Below are 18,998 nucleotides of genomic sequence, written 5' to 3' on the forward strand. Positions count from 1 at the left end.
TACGATTAACTTTGTTAACTTTGCCAAGCTCCAATCCTCGCAATGGACAAAAAAATCAGTCACTCAATGAGCCAAGGTCATTGTCCGCAAAGCATGTTCGCATAGTTACAAACAAATTTGATGGCTACTGACGATCCATCGTTGGACAGTCCACAAGCACATCGAGACAGCTTAAACTAGAACGGTCAATTCAGACCTACCCTGAGCGATCGTCTATGGCTCCCTTTGTTGGCAAAACTCTGCAAAACGGCAAGTATACCCTCGACGAGGAACTCGGACGCGGCGGCTTTGGCATCACCTATAAAGCCACTCACCATTGGTTAGATCAGATCGTCGTGATTAAGACGGTGAATGACACCCTGCGTCAAGATGCGAATTTTGTAGACTTCCAACGACAGTTTCAGGATGAAGCGAAACGGTTAGCGCTGTGTGTGCATTCCAGTATTGTGCGCGTGAGTGATTTCTTCATCGAAGACGGAATCTCTTACATGGTGATGGACTATATTCCAGGTTCGACCTTAGCGCAAGTCGTGGCTACCAATGGTCCTTTGCCCGAAACGACAGCGATCGCGTTCGTCCGACAGGTCGGGGCTGCACTAAACGCCGTGCATCACCTCGGACTGCTGCATCGAGATGTGAAACCGCAAAATCTCATTCTGCGCCAAGGCTCTGAACAAGTAGTATTGATTGACTTTGGCACGGCACGAGAATTTTCTCCCGGTGTGACCCAAATTCACACGAGCATGATTTCTGAAGGATATGCTCCAATCGAACAATATTTACCTCAAGCAAAACGCACTGCCGCTACGGATGTGTATGGACTCGCGGCAACGTTATATACGCTGGTGACGGCGCAGGTGCCGATCGCATCGGTGCTGCGCGATCGACAAGCGCTTTCAGAACCACGAGATCTACGACCCGATTTAAGCGTTGCCATAAACCAAGCGATTTTGCGCGGCATGGCAATGGAACCCCATTATCGGCCTGCTAGTGTAACCGAATGGCTCTCTTTGCTGCCCGATGCAGCAATTCACACGGCAAACCTTGAGAGAAGCACTTCGGTACCTGTTCAAAGCGTTGTTCAGCCAATGAGCCATGTTGCCACCATTCCGATCGCGCGATCGCCGCAACTCACCGAAACTGTAGCTCCCCGATCCCTAGATCCCCTGTCTGAACCTAGACCCCGAAAGTGGCAACCTTGGCTACTCGGCGCTAGTGTCGGTGTTGCAGCGCTCGGAGCAAGCGTTTTGCTATTAAGGCCATCCCAGTTCAGTCCTCCCTCGCCTTCGGTGACTCCCTCACCCGTGGTTGAATCGCCTGTGTCACCGACACGACCGACCGAAACACCCGCATCTAGTCCGGAGCCGACACCCGCCTTCTCTGCTCCCATCCCTGAACCCGATCCTGAGCCTCTTCCTACAACACCTGCGTCTACTCCGGCACCCGATCCAGAACCTCCTCCAGAATCTCCTGCTGCGTCACCCTCTTCTTCAGAGCCTACTCCATCCGTCTCGGCCTCGCCTGTTCCGAGTACTGAACCGCAACCCCCTAAACCGCAACCTACCGATCCGCTACCGCCACCCGAACAGGATGATAAGAAGGGCGCTAAAGAGGAACAACGCGACGAGAAACGCGAAAACAAATCTAATCAGCAAGGTCAAGAGCAGACGAAAGGGGAAAAAGGAATTCAAAGATAACCTTATGTGGAGTAGCTGATTAGACTTACTTCGTTACACGGTTCTCTTGTTAGAGGAGAAGATCGCGTTATTAATCCTCAGTAACAACTCACCTCTCGTTGGCGGCCACCAGTCTTTGTTTCAGCATTTGAACCGTGCAGGAGGGACAATGTTGGAACTTAGAATTAGAAGAAATGATGGATGCAGGACGCTATAAATTCAGGGTTTTCAAGGTGAATATTATGTCCAGCGTTGGGCGCAATCTGCATTGAGCGTAATGAAGGAATTGCAATATCTGCCAATACCATTTCTTGGTTAATCGTAATGAACTTACGATCGCGCTCTCCAACAACCAACAACAGTGGGTTCTGATAGTACTTTAGTTTTTTCCACAAACTCGGCTGCATTCCTGTACTCATTGCTCGTAGCGATTTTGCAAGTTCCATCGGATTGTTCTTTAATCGTTTCTGCACCATGTTCTCGAAGTCGGGATGGTGCTTTAACGACTGAAATAGCGGTTGATTGTACCAGTCGGCGAGAAATTTAGGAAAATCAGATTCTAATCGTTTTGCTAATTGGAAGTCATGGTCACGTCTTGCGACTCGTTCTGCTTCTGTCTTTAAACCAGGAGAAGCCGATTCGAGTAGCACTTTGGGAAAGCGATCGCAGTAATGCAACGCGAGATAAAGTGCTAACCGTCCGCCCATTGAGTAGCCCACTAGATAGGCTTGAGGAATGTTGAGATGATCGAGAAGATCCACGATCGCGATTGCGGTCGGTGCGATCGCATAGGCATCTTCTCCGCCTGTCACCTGAGTATTGCCATGTCCCGGCAAGTCGATTCTCAAGCAGCAATGATGCGGCAACAATGCAACAACCGAATCAAAATCCTCGCTGCTGCCGAGAAACCCATGCAAAAACAGAACAATTGGCAAGGTTCTGTCGTTATCTATTGTGTAGTGATAGTCAGACAAAATGATGTGCCTAGACGTAGTAGTAATGCAAATCGCTAGGAGTCAAAATCGTTCACTCCCACCACTTGCCGAATTTTGTTATCAGCCCCTGCCTCTAGCGCTTCGGTTTGATAGAATCCAGTTCCCACTCCAAAGGTGTTTAGGAGGGTGATGGTGATAGGGATGTGATTCACTAACGTCACGTCTGCAAAGTAAATGTTCTTCATTCCAGGAGGTGTATATTTTTCGCCCACCTGAAAGCCTTTTCGTTTCAGCAAAAACATAGCATCATCTAGATTCATGCCTTTGTTGACTTCAGACAACATTTGCCCGCGAGCATATTTATATTGAAAGTAGGGAATCAAGTCAATTGCTACGATCGCAGCGATCGGCAGCACAACCGTCAATAGTGCGCTTAACGGTTTTGGTAGCTTTGGCAAACGCATAGGTTCTGGAGTCATGAACAGATCACTCAAAAGGATGCACCTTTGTCTACCTTCTCATAATTCTTGAATCATGGATTGAAAATTGAGGTAGTGGTGTGGTTCTTCTAAAAATGATCCCACTTTGAAAAATGGCTTCCAAATTTTGGAAGCCATTAAATACCTGACGATAACCACTTCTAGAAATTACCGTGGGTTTCGTTCGCTTGCTTTAGTCGCTCCAACACTTCAGCGAGTGGAAGTGCGCCCAATTCACCCGAAGCACGAGTCCGAATGCTTAGTGAGTTTGATTCCACTTCCTTTGCACCAACAACACCCATGACTGGGATCTTGTCTTTCTCAGCGTTGCGAATCAGTTTGCCTAAGCGATCGCCGCTCAAATCGACCTCAGCCCGAATGCCGATCGCTTGCATTTGCTCTACAACTTGTTTTGCAAAAGGCAGAAACTCATCACCCACCGCCAAGAGACGCACTTGCAGAGGTGCTAACCACACCGGAAAATCCCCTGCATATTCTTCGATCAAAATTCCGATGAGCCGCTCTAGAGATCCAAAGGGCGCACGATGAATCATCACTGGGCGTTTGCGGGTGCCGTCATCCGCAACATATTCCAGGTCAAAGCGTTCGGGAAGGTTGTAATCGACCTGCACTGTGCCAAGCTGCCACTCGCGATCGAGCGCATCTTGCACCATGAAATCCAATTTAGGACCGTAAAACGCGGCTTCACCAACCCCTTCAACGTGATCCATCCCCAACGTTTCGACCGCGCGACGAATCGCGCTTTCTGCTTTGTTCCAAGCCTCATCGCCACCGATGTATTTATCAGAACTGGGGTCACGGAAACTCAAGCGAGCCTTAAAGCTCTTGAGTTGTAGAGCTTGAAACACGTTTTGGATCAGATCCACCACTTTGAGGAATTCATCATCGAGTTGCTCAGGCGTGACAAATAGATGAGCGTCATCTTGAGTAAAACCGCGCACTCGCGTTAATCCGCCCAGTTCACCCGATTGCTCATAGCGATAGACCGTGCCAAATTCGGCTAAGCGCATCGGCAGTTCTCGATACGATCGCAGTTCGCTCTTATAAATCTGGATGTGAAACGGGCAGTTCATCGGCTTGAGCACAAAGCCTTGCTCGTGATCTTTGGCGTCTTGGGTCTCCGCCATCATTGGAAACATGTCTTCGTGATATTTCTGCCAATGCCCAGAGACCTTAAATAGATCAACTCTGGAAATGTGAGGCGTTACCACAGGAAGATAGCCGCGCTTAAGCTGTTGTTTTTGCAGAAAGTTTTCCAGCGTTGATCGCAGCACCGTTCCTTTGGGCGTCCACATCGGCAAACCAGGACCCACCAAATCCGAAAAGACAAACAGCCCTAATTCTTTGCCCAATTTACGGTGATCGCGTCGGATCGCTTCCTCTTTACGGCGCTGATATTCGGCTAACTGTTCGGGCGATTCCCACGCTGTGCCATAGATGCGCTGGAGTTGCGCCTTGGTTTCGTCACCCCGCCAGTAGGCACCCGCCACCGATTCAAGCGCGATCGCATCGGGGTTCAACTGAGAGGTATTCTCAACGTGCGGACCCGCGCACAAATCCCACCACTGATCGCCCAAGTGGTAAATCGTAATTGGCTCTTCTTTAATGTCGTTTAAAACTTCTAGCTTGTACGGCTCTGCGATCGCCTTGATCCGCTGTTCTGCCTCTTCGCGGCTGACTTCTTCGCGAATGACCGGCAATTGACGGCGGATAATCTTCGCCATCTCTTTTTTAATTGCCTTGAGATCTTTTTCGGTGAACGGCTCAGGGCTATCAAAATCGTAGTAGAAGCCATTTTCGATCCACGGTCCGATCGTCACCTGCGCTTTGGGAAATAGCTTTTGCACTGCCATTGCCATCACATGCGATGCTGTGTGACGAATTTTTTGCAGTGATTCCGATTCGCTGGTCTTGGGCAGATGGATTTTTTCGGGGGATTCGGCAACCATGAACTCAATCGCTAAAACATAAAGGTCAGGACAGGATAAACACCGATGACGATAGAGACAAAAAATCATCTCTACGCATGATGGACTTTACCGTTCATCTATCTTATCGAGCTAAGAGATTTCCTGCTTATTTCTGGCAATTTCAGATAGAATGAGAAGAGATTACGAAATGTAACGACTATTAGGGTTTTCTGACAACATAAAATTCAACATTTTTAGATGTTTAACTCCAACTTCTCCGAGTCCAATTTGCTTAAGACCGTTCTGGAACCCCTTTTGGAAGATTTTCAGTATTGGTTTACGCGATCGCGCACCTTGCTCGAATCTCAAGCGATCGCATTTCTAACTGAAGAACAGCAAGCGGATCTCTTGCAGCGGGTCAACTACGCCTATCAAGAAGTCCTCACTGCGCAGGCTCTCCTCAAAGCGACAAACGGACAAGCCGGAGTTGATACGCCAATTTTGATGACCTGGCATCAACTCGTCTCTGAGTGCTGGCAAGTTAGTATGCGCCTGCGGTCTGAGAAATCCCGGTAGAGATCAAGAATCATCTTAGTAGCGTAGTCACAAACTCTCTCTGAGAATGGATGGAAGAATCAGGAAAAATCTGAGAAACTGTTAGACAACAGGGAAAATTTTTTCTCATAATTACTAGATTGGATTTAGCAAAAAATTTGTTAGATTCACTACATTTTTAAGTCCCCCATTTGATCAATGTCGTTTGGCGAGAGGCGCTATGTTACTCCACCTGCTTTACATTCTGGCTTTTACAACTCTTGCCTTCTTGGCGATGAGCAATTTGATCCGCAATTTGATAACGTTAGGCAGTGAATCTCGGCAGTATCCTTCCGGTGGCGGGCCATACGGTCGGGCGTCAACGGCGCGTTCTGTCCCTCATCCTGAGTTGCTGGACTCTGAAGGCAGAGTGGTGAACGAGCCGCTTTTGGTGATGAAGTCGATGACGGTAGAAGATGCGCGTGAGCAATTGGATGCGCTGTACAACTCTTCTCCGGGTGGAGACACCTCTCGGGAAGACGCATAGCCTTGAATCGCGATACATCAAATTGCGATACATTCGGAAGAGGAAAGACCGCGCCTTGGTTTTTCCTGTTTTTCGCTGTCTGAGATTGAACGAGGATCAAACTATGGCTCATCCTCCTGAAAAGCCCTCTGATAAGGAATCGCAGAATTGGTTGAGTAAAGCTCAAGCGGCGATCGGTGGCGGATTGTCTAGCGGATGGTCGAATGCCACTGGGTTTTTACCAAGTAAGTTTTTACCTGTTGAGCAGACGGCTCAGTGGGTGACAGGGTGGTTCAAGGTCGATGAGGCGGAAGTTGCCGAAATTCTAGAGAAAGTTCGAGCGGAATTGCCAACGACAGAAGCGCTTTTGATTGGAAAACCACAGGCAGGCAAAAGCTCGATCGTAAGAGGGCTAACGGGAGTGTCATCAGGTATTGTCGGTCAGGGTTTTCGTCCTCACACCCAACACACTCAGCAATACAGCTATCCGACAGCCGAGTTGCCACTAATCATCTTTACGGACACGGTTGGATTGGGCGACGGAAGGCAAGAAACTTCGGATGTGATTCGAGAACTGACAGGAGAGCTTGAAGAAGAGAAGGCCGAAAAACGGGCGAACGTTTTGATTTTGACCGTCAAAATCAATGACTTTGCGACGGACACTCTGCAACAGATTGCCAACCAAATTCGACAGCAGCATCCTGAAGTGCCTTGCCTACTAGCGGTCACATGTTTGCATGAACTCTACCCGTCTAGCGTTACCGATCATCCTCCCTATCCACCCAGTTTCGAGGATGTTGATCGCGCCTTCGCTGAGATTCAACGCAGCTTTAAGAACTTGTTCGATCGCGCTGTTCTGATCGATTTTACCCTCGAAGAAGACGAATTTAATTCCACCTTTTATGGTTTGGAAGCGTTAGTTGATGCGTTGTCAGACCTGCTTCCTGAAGCCGAAGCGCGAACGATCGGGGAACTTCTAGAAGAGCGAGAAGCCGGACAAGAGATCGGCAATATTTACCGAGAAGCCGGGCGGCGCTACATTTTGCCATTTTCGGTAATGGCGGGGGCACTGGCGGCAATTCCACTTCCACTTGCAACGATGCCTGTGTTGACGGCTCTGCAAGTGTCGATGGTAGGGGCACTGGGACAGTTGTATGGGCAAACGCTCAACCCTTCGCAGGCGGGCGGGGTGGTGAGCGCGATCGCAGGCGGATTTCTGGCGCAAACGATCGGGCGAGAGTTGGTCAAGTTTATTCCCGGTTTTGGCAGTGTGATTGCGGCATCGTGGGCGAGCGCGTACACATGGGCGCTAGGTGAAGGGGCTTGTGTTTACTTTGGCGACTTGATGGGCGGAAAGAAGCCCGACCCAAAACGAATTCAAGCCGCGATGCGAGAATCCTTTGCGATCGCGAAAGAGCGCTTTAAGAACAAGTCTAAATAGGAAAACTAAAGTTAAAAATCTTATCCAATTCAAATTAAAAGCTATGGGCTTGACTCATCACCATAGTCATCAAATATGGGGTACGAATCGAATCTACCTCCGTGTTCTCGTGAAAGGTATCTCCAATATTTTCCATCAGCGGAAACCCAATTAGAATTAATTGAAACACTGAAGAGCAATAGTATCAACTAAACAATATTTGATTTAGGTCTAACAGAAAGCCTGGCAATATGTCTTCTCCAGATAAACTTCTTGGAGACTGGAGCACTTCAACGGGTTGTCCTAGTCGATAAATCTTAACACGCTGATTTTGCGGATCAATTAGCCAGCCTAAGCGAACGCCGCAATCAATATACTCTTGCATCTTCTGTTGCAGTCGCTCTAACGCATCGGTAGCAGATCGCAACTCAACCACAAAATCAGGAGCCAGTGGAAGAAATCTATTTGGATCAGGATTAAGAGCTTTTAAGCGATCGTGCCTGACCCAAGCAACATCAGGAGAACGATTTGCCCCCTTTGGCAACGTAAAGCCCGTTGAAGAATCGAATGTGAGTCCTGTTCCGTCCCTTTCTGACCAAACCTCCAGACGCGCTGTGAGCTTAGAATTGCGGTTTCCCGATTGCCAGCCAGTAGGGGGCATGATGATCAGTTCTCCATTAGCAGTTCGCTCTAGGCGTAAATCTCGGTTGTTTTGGCAAAGCTCAAAGAATTGCTCGTCGGTTAGCTCAAGCGTAGGACTAAGACTAAGGATTAGAGCGGTCATGGTCGTTTCCTGCTCACTATGCGTAGCTTAGCATCGTCTAGGTACATCTTGAGTCGTTTTACTGTCACTGCCAAGAGTTCAATTATGAACTGCTAGACGACGCGCTAGACGATGAACTACTAGAGCTTCCGTCCTGATGAACTTTAGCTTTAGTCGATTGATAAGTTGTGTTTTCTTTTCCATTCACAATCACAGAACTCTTTGCTTCTGCAACCGTTTTACCATCAGCAGAGACAACGTATTGAATCAAAGTTTTAGAATGGTTCATCATTACGCTCCTTAATGTCTAATGTCTTATTGATGAAGTAAATAGTTCAATTCGCCCAACAACCATTCTTGAAACAAGCGGTTTAAGATATGCTGTCTGACTTCTGGCGTTAATTGGGCCGGAATAAACTCTTCGGCCAACAGTAGATGAAAGCCGTTCTCCGTTTGAACAGGCGGAATTGTTACTCCCGCAGTTGCACCAAAGATGACGGCTGCTAAAGTTGGCTTCAACCTCGAACGATATACTACTCCTTCATAACCACATTGATGTCGGCGTTGTTCATTAATATCATAAACATGAGCCGCTTCGTAGAAACTGATTTCTCGCTCCTCAATCTGGTAGAAGATCTCGCGAGCCGTCTTCTCGTAAGGAACAATAATTTGATAGAGCAACACTTGCTCAAAATCCAGACGGCTTTGGGCAAAAAAACTTTCGACTTGATGACCAAAAAGCTCTTGTTTGAGCTTCTCAGAGAGCAGACGATCGCGGATTCCGGCTTCCCAATCCTCTACTGTTATCTGCTGTTCTGTAAGCCATGCTAAGGTTTCTGCTGCCCGCTCTAGACGAAACTCGCGGCGTAGACGATCAGCCTCAACCTGGATTTCTTCGGGTGCGATCGTAATTTCGCGCGATCGCGCCGCTTGATCAATAATTCTCTGACATAAAATTTTCTGTCGAATATCCTTAAGCAGTAAGTTTTTTTTCAGAAAACCAATAATCTCGTCCGGCTGAATAGATGAACTTAAAGCTGGCTGAACCGGCGAATTTGATGAGGGAGCCATGTTGTTGTCAAGCTGAGTAAATATCATTAGCTGTATGGTAGGGAAGAACTGACCATTGTTGTCGTATAGTCACCCATTCTCGCGTAATGCTACTCACCGCGTTTTAGAACCAATCGACAACTATAAGTAGATGCATGTTTGAGCCTTCTAGATTTCTGTAATTTGAGTTTCAGCCTCAGTTGATAGATTGAGAAAATTACGTAAACAGTGGCAATTAAATAATAACTCCAGAGCCTATTTAGGTAGAGTTAAAATGCCAACCACTTGACCGAAAGTAGAATTATGAAAAAGTTTTAATTGGAATAATCGATGTATGTCGAAGAAGAACTTATTTTAATGCTTGTTCTAGAATATTGCGTTTCACTTTTTGCAACTGCTGTGCCGTCTGCCTCAACAGAGCTATTGCTTGAGAAAGAGGTATTGGTAATTTTTGTTGAAACGCCAGCAAAAGTCAAAGTTTGCTGCCCAAAAGCGTAGCTAGACACGTTTCCAGCAGCAAAGTTATATCCGGTAAATACACTAGCATTTACTTCAGTGTTAATGCCTCCTAAAAGAGCAGTAGATGTAGATGCCTGGGGGTTAATAAAGTCTAGATCTTCGATAGATATCATTACATTGTCACTCCAAGACTCTCACACATTTCTAAGATAAAACCTGCACTTTCTTCCTGAGAAAATGTCTGAGGAGCCTATAATTCCTTTACTTCAGTTCTGCCTTATCTTAAATTGAAGGCTACTACACAGAACCTTTAGCCACGAGCTGAGCGTGAAGAACTCGTTAACTGGGTTATGCAACTGTATCAGCTAAGGAATCTTCAATCTAATTCAGTCCAAGGCAAATTGAAGCAGTGAAATCAGCTTTTCAAAGATTTTCTTAAGAAAAAACTCCGCACCTCAGTATAAGACAAGTCAAAAATAAAAGATTCAGAGTTGCGTTGAATCTTATTTCATTGATATTCTATAACCTGTTTGTAATCGCGAAGTTTTGATGGTTTTTCTGTGAAAAGAAAGCCGGTGAGCATCGCAAAGATTGCAGATGCTCGCCAACTTCTTTTGTCAACTCCGAAAATTGCTTTTATCAGCCAATCTGGTTAATGAAAGCAAAATTAGTGAGACCAGTTGAAGTAAGAGCCTTGTGAACCAGAAACAGAGGTTGCTTTAGACTCAGAACCGAATCCTTCCTTAGTAAAAGTGTAAGAAACTGCTTGAGAGGATGAATTTTTACCCAGTGCTGTGGCGTCAGCTTCAGCCCCAGCAAAATTACCTTTGATATCAACCTTGGATGTCAATTTCTTGTTGAGTTCCAAATATTCTTTGATGACAGTGTTCGAGCTTTCACCAAAAAAGTAACCACCTAGAACATTGGTCTCTTCAGCAGATTGTAGATAGTTTAGATCAGAGATAATCATCAGATTGCTCCTAGAAAATTGTTTTTTCTGTTTCAACTCTGCTTGAGTTGATATTTATAAGATAGGTTTTTTGTTGTTATGCGTGGGGTCATTTTGGCTCATTCTCGAATTTATTTTGAGAATTTGGTTCTAGTAATCTCAGTTTTTAGCAGTCTAGAAGTTTCCTTTATTTCAGCAAAACAAGTGCCAAATTCTTATATTCTCTGGCACTTGAAAAGTTGTTTTATTTTGATTGCTTTAAAGCAAATTGAAAGCTTGTAAAGGCTCAGCATTGAGTAGGTAACATCAGCTTTATGGGCAAGTTATCTAAAGGAATTGAAAAGCAAGCCCCAGAATGAGGTAGGCGTTAAGCCGCTGCTATGAGTGGCCATTCTGACCACAGTTGATGAGGTTGTAAAGCTACCATTTTCATTGCTGCTATTAATCGAAACCGCAAAACCTGGCGCTTCCTCATAAGATAGCTGAATACCAGAAGGGGATTGAGGAAGGGTTGTTTGAAAGAGTTCTGTTTCGCCTAACCTCAAGATAAGCTGTTGGTTATTAAGATCCAAAAAAAGAGAGTTTGAAGTTAAGCTACTGCCTACAATACTCTCGTCGCCAGGGGAATAAACTAAATGGTCTAAATCAGTGATAAACATGAAGTCAGTCCTCTAAATTGGTGATGCTTCGTATCAATTTAGTCGAGTCCTGTGAATAGAGCAGTTAGAGAATAAACGCTCTATTTCTGTCATCTTAAGTAACTATCCTACATTCCTACATATAACGAGAACAGTCGAAAGTGTGGGGTCATTTTGGCTCGGTTCTAAGAGAAATTTCCATAAAAAAAGGCGCAATTATTTGCGCCTCGGCGAAATTTATAGCAAATTAAAAAGTGCTCCTCACAAGTTTGGCAGAGCTAATTCTTTGGAGCCTTGCTTTGCGCTAGTTACAAGCAGTTAACCATCTAATTTTTTCTTAGCTTAACCTCATCTTGGCATTTCTAGCGGTTCATAAATGCCTTGTGAGTTAATAGACGGTCGCGCTTCGTAATCACCAAACCGTTCGAGTGCCTGAGCGCAATTCAGAACGGAGCCATACTTCGGAGCATCGGTATTTGTCCACCATTCAAAGTGACCACCCCGAATTTCCGTCTTTTGTTTATCTAACACTTCTAAGTAAGCTAAATCAGGCGTCTGATGAAGATGAGATCGCAGAGATTTTGCGGCATCTGTTTGATGTTGGTCTTTAGCCCGAATCTCCTGAAGATTTTCTTTGACTAACCGATTGTAGGTTCGGCGAGGAATGTAGTGACAAGGATTGTAACCTGCGAACCGCAAAATCAGGATACATGCCCAAGAGTACTTCCCCTCAAGAATGGCATCAACGACCTGAGTAAACTGCTCAGGAGTCATTGCTTTATCGGTTTTGCTATTGGAGTTTTGAGCGTAATAATTTGAGGGATTCATCCCTTTCTCCTTTTTATTAAAGAGAGCTACACAAAAAAATTACAAGTTGACATCGCCTTGTAGTTTCTTAAACGGCTCCGTCAGAAGATCTAAAATTCGACGGCGGCGTGTGACGATTTCAGTGGTTGCCGTTTGCCCTGACTTAAACAAAACTTTTTGATGCTCTTTTGTAACGTAGGTGCGGTCTAACTCCACCTCAACTCGGTAGACTTGCCCAAGCTGCTCGTTGGCTTGGGCGTCTGGAGAGATGGTCATCACCTTACCCGCAATGACGCCGTAATCTTGGTATGGGTAGGCGTCAAGCTTCACTTGCACTGGCATTCCAGCCTTGACAAAGCCTGCTTCCTGGCTGGGCAGCATGGCCGATACGACCAGCGGTTTGCCGCTAGGAGCAATTTCAGCGATCGGTTGTCCTATCTGTACGACTTCTCCCGAATTATGAATATTGAGGGTGGAAATCATTCCATCCGCAGGGGAATACAGAAACTGTTGTTTTAATTTGGTGTTTGCCGCTTTGATTAAGGTTTCTAGCTGGCTAATCTTCGCTTGCAGTTGAGCAATTTTGATGTCCTGCTGCTGCGATCGCTGTTTTGCCTCCTGCTGAAATTCCTTCTCTTCCGTTTGCTTTTGTTTCAGCCCAACTTGCGATCGCTGGGCTTCCCCAATCAGCCGCTGGAGAGTTCCTTCGTGTTCGGTAATCGTGCGCTGATGAGTCCGCAACTGTTGCTCTATCTGAAAGATTTGCTCTTGTGAGATGGCTCCCGCTACTACTAACGGTTGTAATCGGCTCAGACGCTCTTCTTGGGCAGAGGCATCTACCTGTAACTGCTCAAGCAACTGCCGCGTTGTGCTGATATCGCCCTGTGCTTGGGCAACTTCTACCTCTTGCGCTTGCGTGGCTGCCTGAATGACAGCTACATGCGTGCGATCCTGTAGTTGGCTCTGCATCAGCAAATTATGCATTTGGCCTAATTCAGTTTGAGCTGCTGACAAATCTTTTTCTAAACGCTCTACTTCACGGGTTGCTAGTTCTGTATCGAATTCGACCAAGACTTGTCCTGCCTTGACCACATCTCCTTCTTTGACCAAAACACGAGCCACTTTGCCCGTCTCTAGGGGATTCACTTTGTAAACATTGCCTTTAGGAATCAGTTTCCCTTGGCCGTAAGCGACTTCATTGAGTTGCCCAAACCAAGCCCAAGTCGCAAAGCAAACTAAAAAGGCAACTCCTCCTACTGCTAGCCGAAAAGGAAGCACCGAAGGAGGCTGGTCAAGCAGGGTGCGTACCGGAATAGACCAATTTAATGAAGCAGTATTGTCTATTGAATTAGCTGGAATGGCTGTCTGTAGCTGACGATCGGGGGACTGGGAACGTCGGCTTTGAGGGGCAGTATTGAACATAAATGCCTCAAGCGTTCAGAATTTACAGACTTGTATCAGAGGGAACAATTCGACTTTGGAGGGGAATTTCTATAGCGTTAACCATAGCATTAGAGATCTCATGGCAACGTGTTAGAACTAACAGCTATTTAACTTTTGAAAACTTGTATTGCGTTCATTATAACGACACTGCTAATAATGTCATTCTATGTGCTGCATTTGTTAGAATTTTTAATCTCTAAGCCAACCTTACACCAAATTATTGATTTAACTTGCTTGTGAATCCATGTTGCAATTGCCGTTTCTATAAACATAGAGTTAGCAATCAATAAATCTTGCATTTGACTATAGATTTCACTGAATGTTTTTTGTATTCACAGTACTTTCCTAGCGCTGTTCAAAGCATTGAAGGTGTAAATCAAACAGAACTGACGGATTGGCAGCGGATGTTGAAGGCATCTACTACATCAGTTGTCAAATCCACTGCCAGTTTTTTCGTCAGTCCTGTTAACTGAGGAAGCACTTTGTTCTAAGGTTGTCGGCAATTTACCCTAAATCTTGCTGCCGTTCAGACACGGGAACTAGTACTAAAGATCAAGTTGCTGTTGAGCAAGGTGATAGTAAAGTCCTTGGAGTGCAATTAGCTCATCGTGAGTTCCTTGTTCAACAAGAACCCCGCGATCGAGAACCAAGATCCGATCGGCGTTTCTCACCGTCGATAAACGGTGAGCAATGATAAAAATGGTGCGTCCGCGACTAATCCGCGCCAAATTTTGTTGAAATCGACGCTCTGACTCTGTATCTAGAGAGCTTGTAGCTTCGTCGAGAATCAGTAAGGCTGGGCTGCCCAGTAGAGCACGCGCGATCGCAATTCGTTGCCGTTGCCCACCCGATAAATTTGCGCCACGTTCCCCTACTTTGGTGTTGTAGCCCAACGGCAAATCCTGAATAAATGTATGAGCTTCTGCCAGTTTGGCAACATCCACAACTTCATTTAGCGTGAACTCTGGACGGTAAAGCTGAATGTTTTCCAAAATCGTGCCAGAGAACAAGAAGCACTCCTGCGGCACAACACCCATTTGCGATCGCAAAGATTGTGGAGAAACATGTTTAATGTCGTGCCCATCCACCAAAATTCGACCACTCGTAGGGTGATATAGCCCTTGCAACAGCTTCACAAGCGTACTTTTTCCAGAGCCACTCCGCCCAACGATCGCGATCGTTTGTCCCGCTTGGACAGTGAAAGAGAGATTTTGCAGAGTATTGTGTTCTTCTGCCGTGTCGTAGCTAAAGGTCACATTACTAAACTGCATCTCTCCCTGGATAGAGGGCAAGACAAACATCGGTTGTCCAGGAGCTTCTTCTGGTTCTGTTGCAAACACATCATTCAGGCGTTCTACCGAGATTAAGACCTCCTGGAACTCGTCCCACAAGCCAACTAGGGCCAGAACTGGGCCAAGGACATTGCCGACTAGCATGTTGAACGCTACAAATTGCCCAATTGTGAGTTCGCCTTGAATCACTAATGTTGCTCCGTACCATAGGAGCGCCGTGCTACCCAAGGAATTGATTGTTCCTCCCACAACTTGTAGATTGTTGGCAAACTTTTGTCCCTTAAATTGAACGTTGAGTGTCGTTGTCAGGCTGTCTTCCCAGCGCCAACGAACTTCGCGTTCAGCCGCGACCGATTTCACTGTGGCAACGCCTGTCAGCATTTCAACCATCAAAGAGTTCTGTTCGGCAGTTGCATTAAAGACTTCTCGTGAGATTTGTCTCAGAAATGGGGTTGCCCCAAGCGTGAGGAGTGCGATCGGTGGAATTAAAGCGAGTACTAGCAGAGTGAGCCGCCAGTTGTAGTACAACATCAATCCGAGGTAGACGATCGCCATTGACGCATCTAACCAAGTAGAAATCGCTTGACGCATGAGAAACATCTGAATTTTGCGATTCTCTTGCACGCGCGTAATGATGTCACCCACTTGACGAGCTTCAAAAAATTTCAACGGCAATGCTAACGTGTGACTAATAAAAGCGCTAATTAACGTGAGATCAATTCGGTTGGAAAAGTAATCTAGTAGATACTGACGAACGGCAACCAATCCAACGCGCCAAATACCAAACAGAATCAACCCTATCGAGAACACGTGAAGAGTCGCCAAACTTTTTTGGGTGACGACTCGATCTAGAATCACTTGTGTAAATAGAGGAGTGATGAGACCAAATACCTGCACTAACAAAGACAAAAAGATAATTTGCCAAAGCACAGAGCGGTAAGACCACAACACTCCCCAAAAGCGTCCAAGATCCCGCTTTTCTGTTTTTGCCTTCCTGAGTTGAGAGGTAGGATCTAGAAGCAAGGCGTACCCTGTCCAGCTATTCAAAAACTCTTGGCGCGTCAACTTACGTTTTCCGCGAGCGGGATCGGCAACTAGCACTCGATCGCCCTTGATCCGATAGACGACTACGTAGTGATCGCCCTGCCAATGGGCAATCCAAGGGTTTCCCTGTTCCTCTAAGCGACTGAGACTCGCTCGCACGGGTCGTGCCTGAAAGCCTACGCTCTCTGCGGCTACTGCCAAGTTCTTGAGGGAAGCTCCCGATCGCCCTACCTTGGCCAAATCTCGCAGAAGGTTAATCCCAAATCGCTTTCCCCAAAACTGGCCAATCATGCTTAAACAAGCAACGCCGCAATCTGATGAACTTTGTTGCTGAATGAACGGATAGCCATACAAGAGCCTGGGTTGCCAGCGACGCCGTTTTGTCGGTTTGGGAAACGGCACGATCGTGCCTTCGCTTCGCGAAGATCTGTCTTGCTGGGAGGAACGGACTGACTCGCTCGATGGCTTGGCTCCTACAGGTGGAACTAAACGGGGCTTAGAGCGGTCTGCCTTGGGTGAAGTATCTGCTGCCTTGGGCTGCAAAGATCTATTCGTTGCAGGGCCTGCTGACGTTGTGCGAGTACTTTCTGACCCGTTGGTCGCTGCTGCTAAAACAGGCGCGATCGCAGTTTTCCAATACTCGATCGAAACTTTGTAAATCAGCAGATCTGTCTTTGCTCTCCAATCGGTTGATGTATCTTGGAGACGGCTCCAACTTGCGCCCATACCGATTGACTCAGATAAGCTGTTAACATCCTCTACCTCACCCTGGCGCAACCAAAAATAACCAGATTGACAAGCGTCTACCTCAGACAACAGTGTGCCAGCAGAAACTTGGATCTCTTCTATGTAAGGCAACCACTGCTGAATTTGATAGCTCGTTAGCAATTCTGTTGCTACACCGCCGACGCTTCCAGCAAGATAGGCTCTTAGAAAAACCAGGCGTTCCCGCTGAATGGCCTGCTGTTTAATCACCTCTCGCAGTGGCGGAAATCGCTCAAACCAAGGCTCTAATTGAGCCAGAGAAAGGTGGGCAACTTGACCTCCACTAGCACCAATAGCTTCATAGCTTAATGGCGCGTTGCAAAACTGAGAATCACCTCCAAAGGTCTCTCCTTCCTCTAGCACCATTGCCGAGATTTGACGCTGTCGAATCGGATCGTCACAAAGGATACGCACCCGACCCTGGAAAACTACATAAAGGGACTCAATTTGTTTACTCTGAACAGAAGTATCTGAAGCATCTGATAACCTATAATTAAGCAACGAGTCACCTAGCTGAAACTGGGTCACGCTCAGTAGCTGACTGAGGGCTAGTACTGACGTTTCAGATATTTCTGTTACCGACAGGAGTTTGAGGACAGCGAGGTCTTTCGTAGAGATAGATAGAGGAGCCTTAGAAGATTGCTCCACTTTAGATCCAGAATTCTTGCTCATCACATCCTTCCAGAAGGTTAAATTCAGATTAATAGGGAGTCTGAAGAGGGAGTAGCCTTAACGCGATTAGCACAGAGCGTAGCCCTGTAAAAACCGCAAGGCATCCTCAGCCTCTTTATAGGCAATCCCACCGGATTAGACTCATAAATTTTATTCGCTTGCAAAGATCTGCTAAATTGCCAAAGTGATAATTCAGCAATCATTGATAGACATGCCGCTGATGCAGATGAAGTTTCGCTCTTTCAACTGGATTCAGTTACCCACGCGCAACTTTAGAATGAACGCCTTGCTTCACATCGCCGTTAATTTTTTGGCTGCATTCATTTTTTGTAGTGCGAGTAATTAGCTTGCCTCCTATGGAGTAATCTTTATCGATGCTACTGAGTATCTGTAAGCAATCCAAAGATGCTGATTACATCAAAACTTATCGTTTCACGATTTATTAGACTTGCTATCGTGATAACGCTTATAAATTTGGATAACGTTGCTTTGACAAAGTCAAGATTTAGCGTGAAAATCGGGCTCATCAAACTAACTGGAGCGCTAATCGTAACTAGAAACGGGTAAAAGCAATAGTTCTCAAGATCACGCTAGATCTACTGCAAGACTAATCGCTGGGGTTCAGTCCTGTCAAGGGTCTAAATATATCTTCAGAGAAGCATTAATCTATATATAGTCATATGACTTTTGAAGAATATGTTGTCGGGCAAGTCCTAGCGAATTACTTTATGTATGATGATCTGTACTTGTTTTGTGAGTTGACCATCATGACAATTCTCCCTACGCTACAGAGTGCTTTAGAACAGGGACGTGCCCTCAAGATTATTAGCGGTTTAAATAATTTTGATCGCGATCGCGTGGCTGCCGTTGTTAAATCTGCTGATGTCGGCGGTGCAACTTTTATCGATATTGCTGCAAGCCCTGATTTAGTAAGGATGGCAAAGAAACTCACCGCATTGCCGATCTGCGTTTCGGCGGTTGAACCTGAGTTATTTGTGACAGCCGTCGATGCGGGTGCAGATCTCATTGAGATTGGCAACTTCGATAGCTTTTATGCGCAGGGCATCCGGTTTGAAGCCGCAGAAGTTTTAGCCTTGACTCGTGCCACGCGTGAGCGGCTGCCCCACGTCATGCTATCTGTAACGGTTCCTCACATTTTGCTGATCGATCAGCAAGTTCACTTGGCAGAAGAATTGGTGGCCGCAGGCGCAGACATCATTCAAACTGAAGGGGGTACGTCCTCTAATCCGGCTCATTCAGGTTCGCTTGGTTTAATCGAGAAAGCGGCTCCGACCTTAGCGGCGGCCTATGAGATTTCGCGTGCCGTGAGTGTGCCCGTGTTGTGTGCATCGGGGCTATCAAGCGTGACGGCTCCTCTTGCGATCGCAGCAGGCGCATCGGGTATTGGGGTTGGAACCGCTATCAATAAGCTCGATAGTGAAATAGCAATGATTGCGGCAGTTCGAGCGTTAGTTGAATCGTTGTCAACGGTTAGCCGCACGCGATCGCTGGTTTAGTCAATCCATAGCTTGATCAAAGAATGGTCCAATCAAAAAACCGTAATGCTTTTGAAGGCGTTACGGTTTTTTGATTGTAGTTTAGAACAGATCAAATC

Annotated in this window: 17 protein-coding genes; 5 read left to right on the top strand and 12 right to left on the bottom strand. The window is 46.3% G+C overall.

The annotated features are described in order from the left end of the window. Window positions 1-215 precede the first annotated feature (215 nt). Complete coding sequence (locus tag AC5JLB_RS27705) at window positions 216-1,697, top strand: serine/threonine protein kinase (RefSeq protein WP_495877059.1); 1,482 nt, start codon at window positions 216-218, stop codon at window positions 1,695-1,697. 164 nt (window positions 1,698-1,861) lie between these two features. On the opposite strand, the gene menH is transcribed toward AC5JLB_RS27705, so the two are convergent. The 3 genes from menH to thrS form a co-directional block, all read right to left on the bottom strand. After that, the gene (gene menH / locus AC5JLB_RS27710) at window positions 1,862-2,650 is read right to left on the bottom strand and encodes a 2-succinyl-6-hydroxy-2,4-cyclohexadiene-1-carboxylate synthase (RefSeq protein ID WP_495877060.1); all 789 of its coding nucleotides are present in this window, start codon (window positions 2,648-2,650) and stop codon (window positions 1,862-1,864) included. Window positions 2,651-2,685: 35 nt separating this feature from the next. Next, window positions 2,686-3,090 carry a hypothetical protein gene (locus tag AC5JLB_RS27715; protein WP_495877061.1) on the bottom strand — a complete coding sequence of 135 codons (405 nt, stop codon included), beginning with the start codon at window positions 3,088-3,090 and terminating at the stop codon, window positions 2,686-2,688. Window positions 3,091-3,251: 161 nt separating this feature from the next. After that, on the bottom strand, window positions 3,252-5,060 hold the full coding sequence (gene thrS, locus AC5JLB_RS27720) for a threonine--tRNA ligase (RefSeq protein ID WP_495877062.1): 1,809 nt from the start codon (window positions 5,058-5,060) through the stop codon (window positions 3,252-3,254). A 219-nt stretch (window positions 5,061-5,279) separates the two neighbouring features. Here thrS and AC5JLB_RS27725 point away from each other — a divergent pair, with 219 nt between their 5' ends. From AC5JLB_RS27725 to AC5JLB_RS27735, 3 genes are all read left to right on the top strand, one after another. Beyond that, entirely contained in the window at window positions 5,280-5,597 is a 318-nt protein-coding gene (locus tag AC5JLB_RS27725) for a DUF2605 domain-containing protein (RefSeq protein WP_495877063.1), read from the top strand. Window positions 5,598-5,796: 199 nt separating this feature from the next. After that, window positions 5,797-6,102: a DUF2973 domain-containing protein gene (locus AC5JLB_RS27730; protein ID WP_495877064.1), complete on the top strand. Its 306-nt coding sequence runs from the start codon at window positions 5,797-5,799 to the stop codon at window positions 6,100-6,102. A 103-nt stretch (window positions 6,103-6,205) separates the two neighbouring features. Further along, a complete protein-coding gene (locus AC5JLB_RS27735) occupies window positions 6,206-7,522 on the top strand; it encodes a YcjF family protein (protein ID WP_495877065.1) in 1,317 nt (438 codons plus the stop codon). Between the two features lie 184 nt (window positions 7,523-7,706). Here the strand turns inward: AC5JLB_RS27735 and AC5JLB_RS27740 are convergent, their stop codons facing one another. The 9 genes from AC5JLB_RS27740 to AC5JLB_RS27780 form a co-directional block, all read right to left on the bottom strand. Continuing rightward, on the bottom strand, window positions 7,707-8,285 hold the full coding sequence (locus AC5JLB_RS27740) for a Uma2 family endonuclease (RefSeq protein ID WP_495877066.1): 579 nt from the start codon (window positions 8,283-8,285) through the stop codon (window positions 7,707-7,709). A gap of 82 nt (window positions 8,286-8,367) precedes the next feature. Then, window positions 8,368-8,556 (bottom strand): hypothetical protein, encoded by a 189-nt coding sequence (locus tag AC5JLB_RS27745; RefSeq protein WP_495877067.1) that lies wholly within the window; start codon window positions 8,554-8,556, stop codon window positions 8,368-8,370. A gap of 23 nt (window positions 8,557-8,579) precedes the next feature. Continuing rightward, window positions 8,580-9,335: a peptidylprolyl isomerase gene (locus AC5JLB_RS27750; RefSeq protein WP_495877068.1), complete on the bottom strand. Its 756-nt coding sequence runs from the start codon at window positions 9,333-9,335 to the stop codon at window positions 8,580-8,582. A gap of 293 nt (window positions 9,336-9,628) precedes the next feature. Then, window positions 9,629-9,946 (bottom strand): hypothetical protein, encoded by a 318-nt coding sequence (locus AC5JLB_RS27755; protein WP_495877069.1) that lies wholly within the window; start codon window positions 9,944-9,946, stop codon window positions 9,629-9,631. Window positions 9,947-10,440: 494 nt separating this feature from the next. After that, window positions 10,441-10,743 carry a hypothetical protein gene (locus tag AC5JLB_RS27760; protein WP_495877070.1) on the bottom strand — a complete coding sequence of 101 codons (303 nt, stop codon included), beginning with the start codon at window positions 10,741-10,743 and terminating at the stop codon, window positions 10,441-10,443. A gap of 302 nt (window positions 10,744-11,045) precedes the next feature. After that, complete coding sequence (locus AC5JLB_RS27765; RefSeq protein ID WP_495877071.1) at window positions 11,046-11,381, bottom strand: hypothetical protein; 336 nt, start codon at window positions 11,379-11,381, stop codon at window positions 11,046-11,048. 327 nt (window positions 11,382-11,708) lie between these two features. After that, entirely contained in the window at window positions 11,709-12,188 is a 480-nt protein-coding gene (locus tag AC5JLB_RS27770; protein WP_495877072.1) for a HetP family heterocyst commitment protein, read from the bottom strand. Between the two features lie 39 nt (window positions 12,189-12,227). Then, the gene (locus AC5JLB_RS27775; RefSeq protein WP_495877073.1) at window positions 12,228-13,589 is read right to left on the bottom strand and encodes a beta-barrel domain-containing protein; all 1,362 of its coding nucleotides are present in this window, start codon (window positions 13,587-13,589) and stop codon (window positions 12,228-12,230) included. Window positions 13,590-14,155: 566 nt separating this feature from the next. Continuing rightward, window positions 14,156-17,383: an ABC transporter transmembrane domain-containing protein gene (locus tag AC5JLB_RS27780; protein ID WP_495877074.1), complete on the bottom strand. Its 3,228-nt coding sequence runs from the start codon at window positions 17,381-17,383 to the stop codon at window positions 14,156-14,158. Between the two features lie 767 nt (window positions 17,384-18,150). On the opposite strand from AC5JLB_RS27780, the gene AC5JLB_RS27785 reads away from it, so the two are divergent. Then, window positions 18,151-18,900, top strand: coding sequence for a DUF561 domain-containing protein (locus AC5JLB_RS27785; protein WP_495877075.1), 750 nt, complete (start codon window positions 18,151-18,153; stop codon window positions 18,898-18,900). The last annotated feature ends 98 nt before the right edge of the window (window positions 18,901-18,998 follow it).

Source organism: Myxacorys chilensis, from assembly GCF_059505265.1.

What these genes read in the sequence shown, in the direction of transcription:
- AC5JLB_RS27705 (WP_495877059.1), top strand. Translation starts at nt 216, where the DNA reads ATGGCTCCCTTTGTTGGCAAAACTCTGCAAAACGGCAAGTATACCCTC.
- AC5JLB_RS27715 (WP_495877061.1), bottom strand. Translation starts at nt 3,090, where the DNA reads ATGACTCCAGAACCTATGCGTTTGCCAAAGCTACCAAAACCGTTAAGC.
- thrS (WP_495877062.1), bottom strand. Translation starts at nt 5,060, where the DNA reads ATGGTTGCCGAATCCCCCGAAAAAATCCATCTGCCCAAGACCAGCGAA.
- AC5JLB_RS27725 (WP_495877063.1), top strand. Translation starts at nt 5,280, where the DNA reads ATGTTTAACTCCAACTTCTCCGAGTCCAATTTGCTTAAGACCGTTCTG.
- AC5JLB_RS27730 (WP_495877064.1), top strand. Translation starts at nt 5,797, where the DNA reads ATGTTACTCCACCTGCTTTACATTCTGGCTTTTACAACTCTTGCCTTC.
- AC5JLB_RS27735 (WP_495877065.1), top strand. Translation starts at nt 6,206, where the DNA reads ATGGCTCATCCTCCTGAAAAGCCCTCTGATAAGGAATCGCAGAATTGG.
- AC5JLB_RS27740 (WP_495877066.1), bottom strand. Translation starts at nt 8,285, where the DNA reads ATGACCGCTCTAATCCTTAGTCTTAGTCCTACGCTTGAGCTAACCGAC.
- AC5JLB_RS27745 (WP_495877067.1), bottom strand. Translation starts at nt 8,556, where the DNA reads ATGATGAACCATTCTAAAACTTTGATTCAATACGTTGTCTCTGCTGAT.
- AC5JLB_RS27750 (WP_495877068.1), bottom strand. Translation starts at nt 9,335, where the DNA reads ATGGCTCCCTCATCAAATTCGCCGGTTCAGCCAGCTTTAAGTTCATCT.
- AC5JLB_RS27755 (WP_495877069.1), bottom strand. Translation starts at nt 9,946, where the DNA reads ATGATATCTATCGAAGATCTAGACTTTATTAACCCCCAGGCATCTACA.
- AC5JLB_RS27760 (WP_495877070.1), bottom strand. Translation starts at nt 10,743, where the DNA reads ATGATTATCTCTGATCTAAACTATCTACAATCTGCTGAAGAGACCAAT.
- AC5JLB_RS27765 (WP_495877071.1), bottom strand. Translation starts at nt 11,381, where the DNA reads ATGTTTATCACTGATTTAGACCATTTAGTTTATTCCCCTGGCGACGAG.
- AC5JLB_RS27770 (WP_495877072.1), bottom strand. Translation starts at nt 12,188, where the DNA reads ATGAATCCCTCAAATTATTACGCTCAAAACTCCAATAGCAAAACCGAT.
- AC5JLB_RS27775 (WP_495877073.1), bottom strand. Translation starts at nt 13,589, where the DNA reads ATGTTCAATACTGCCCCTCAAAGCCGACGTTCCCAGTCCCCCGATCGT.
- AC5JLB_RS27780 (WP_495877074.1), bottom strand. Translation starts at nt 17,383, where the DNA reads ATGAGCAAGAATTCTGGATCTAAAGTGGAGCAATCTTCTAAGGCTCCT.
- AC5JLB_RS27785 (WP_495877075.1), top strand. Translation starts at nt 18,151, where the DNA reads ATGACAATTCTCCCTACGCTACAGAGTGCTTTAGAACAGGGACGTGCC.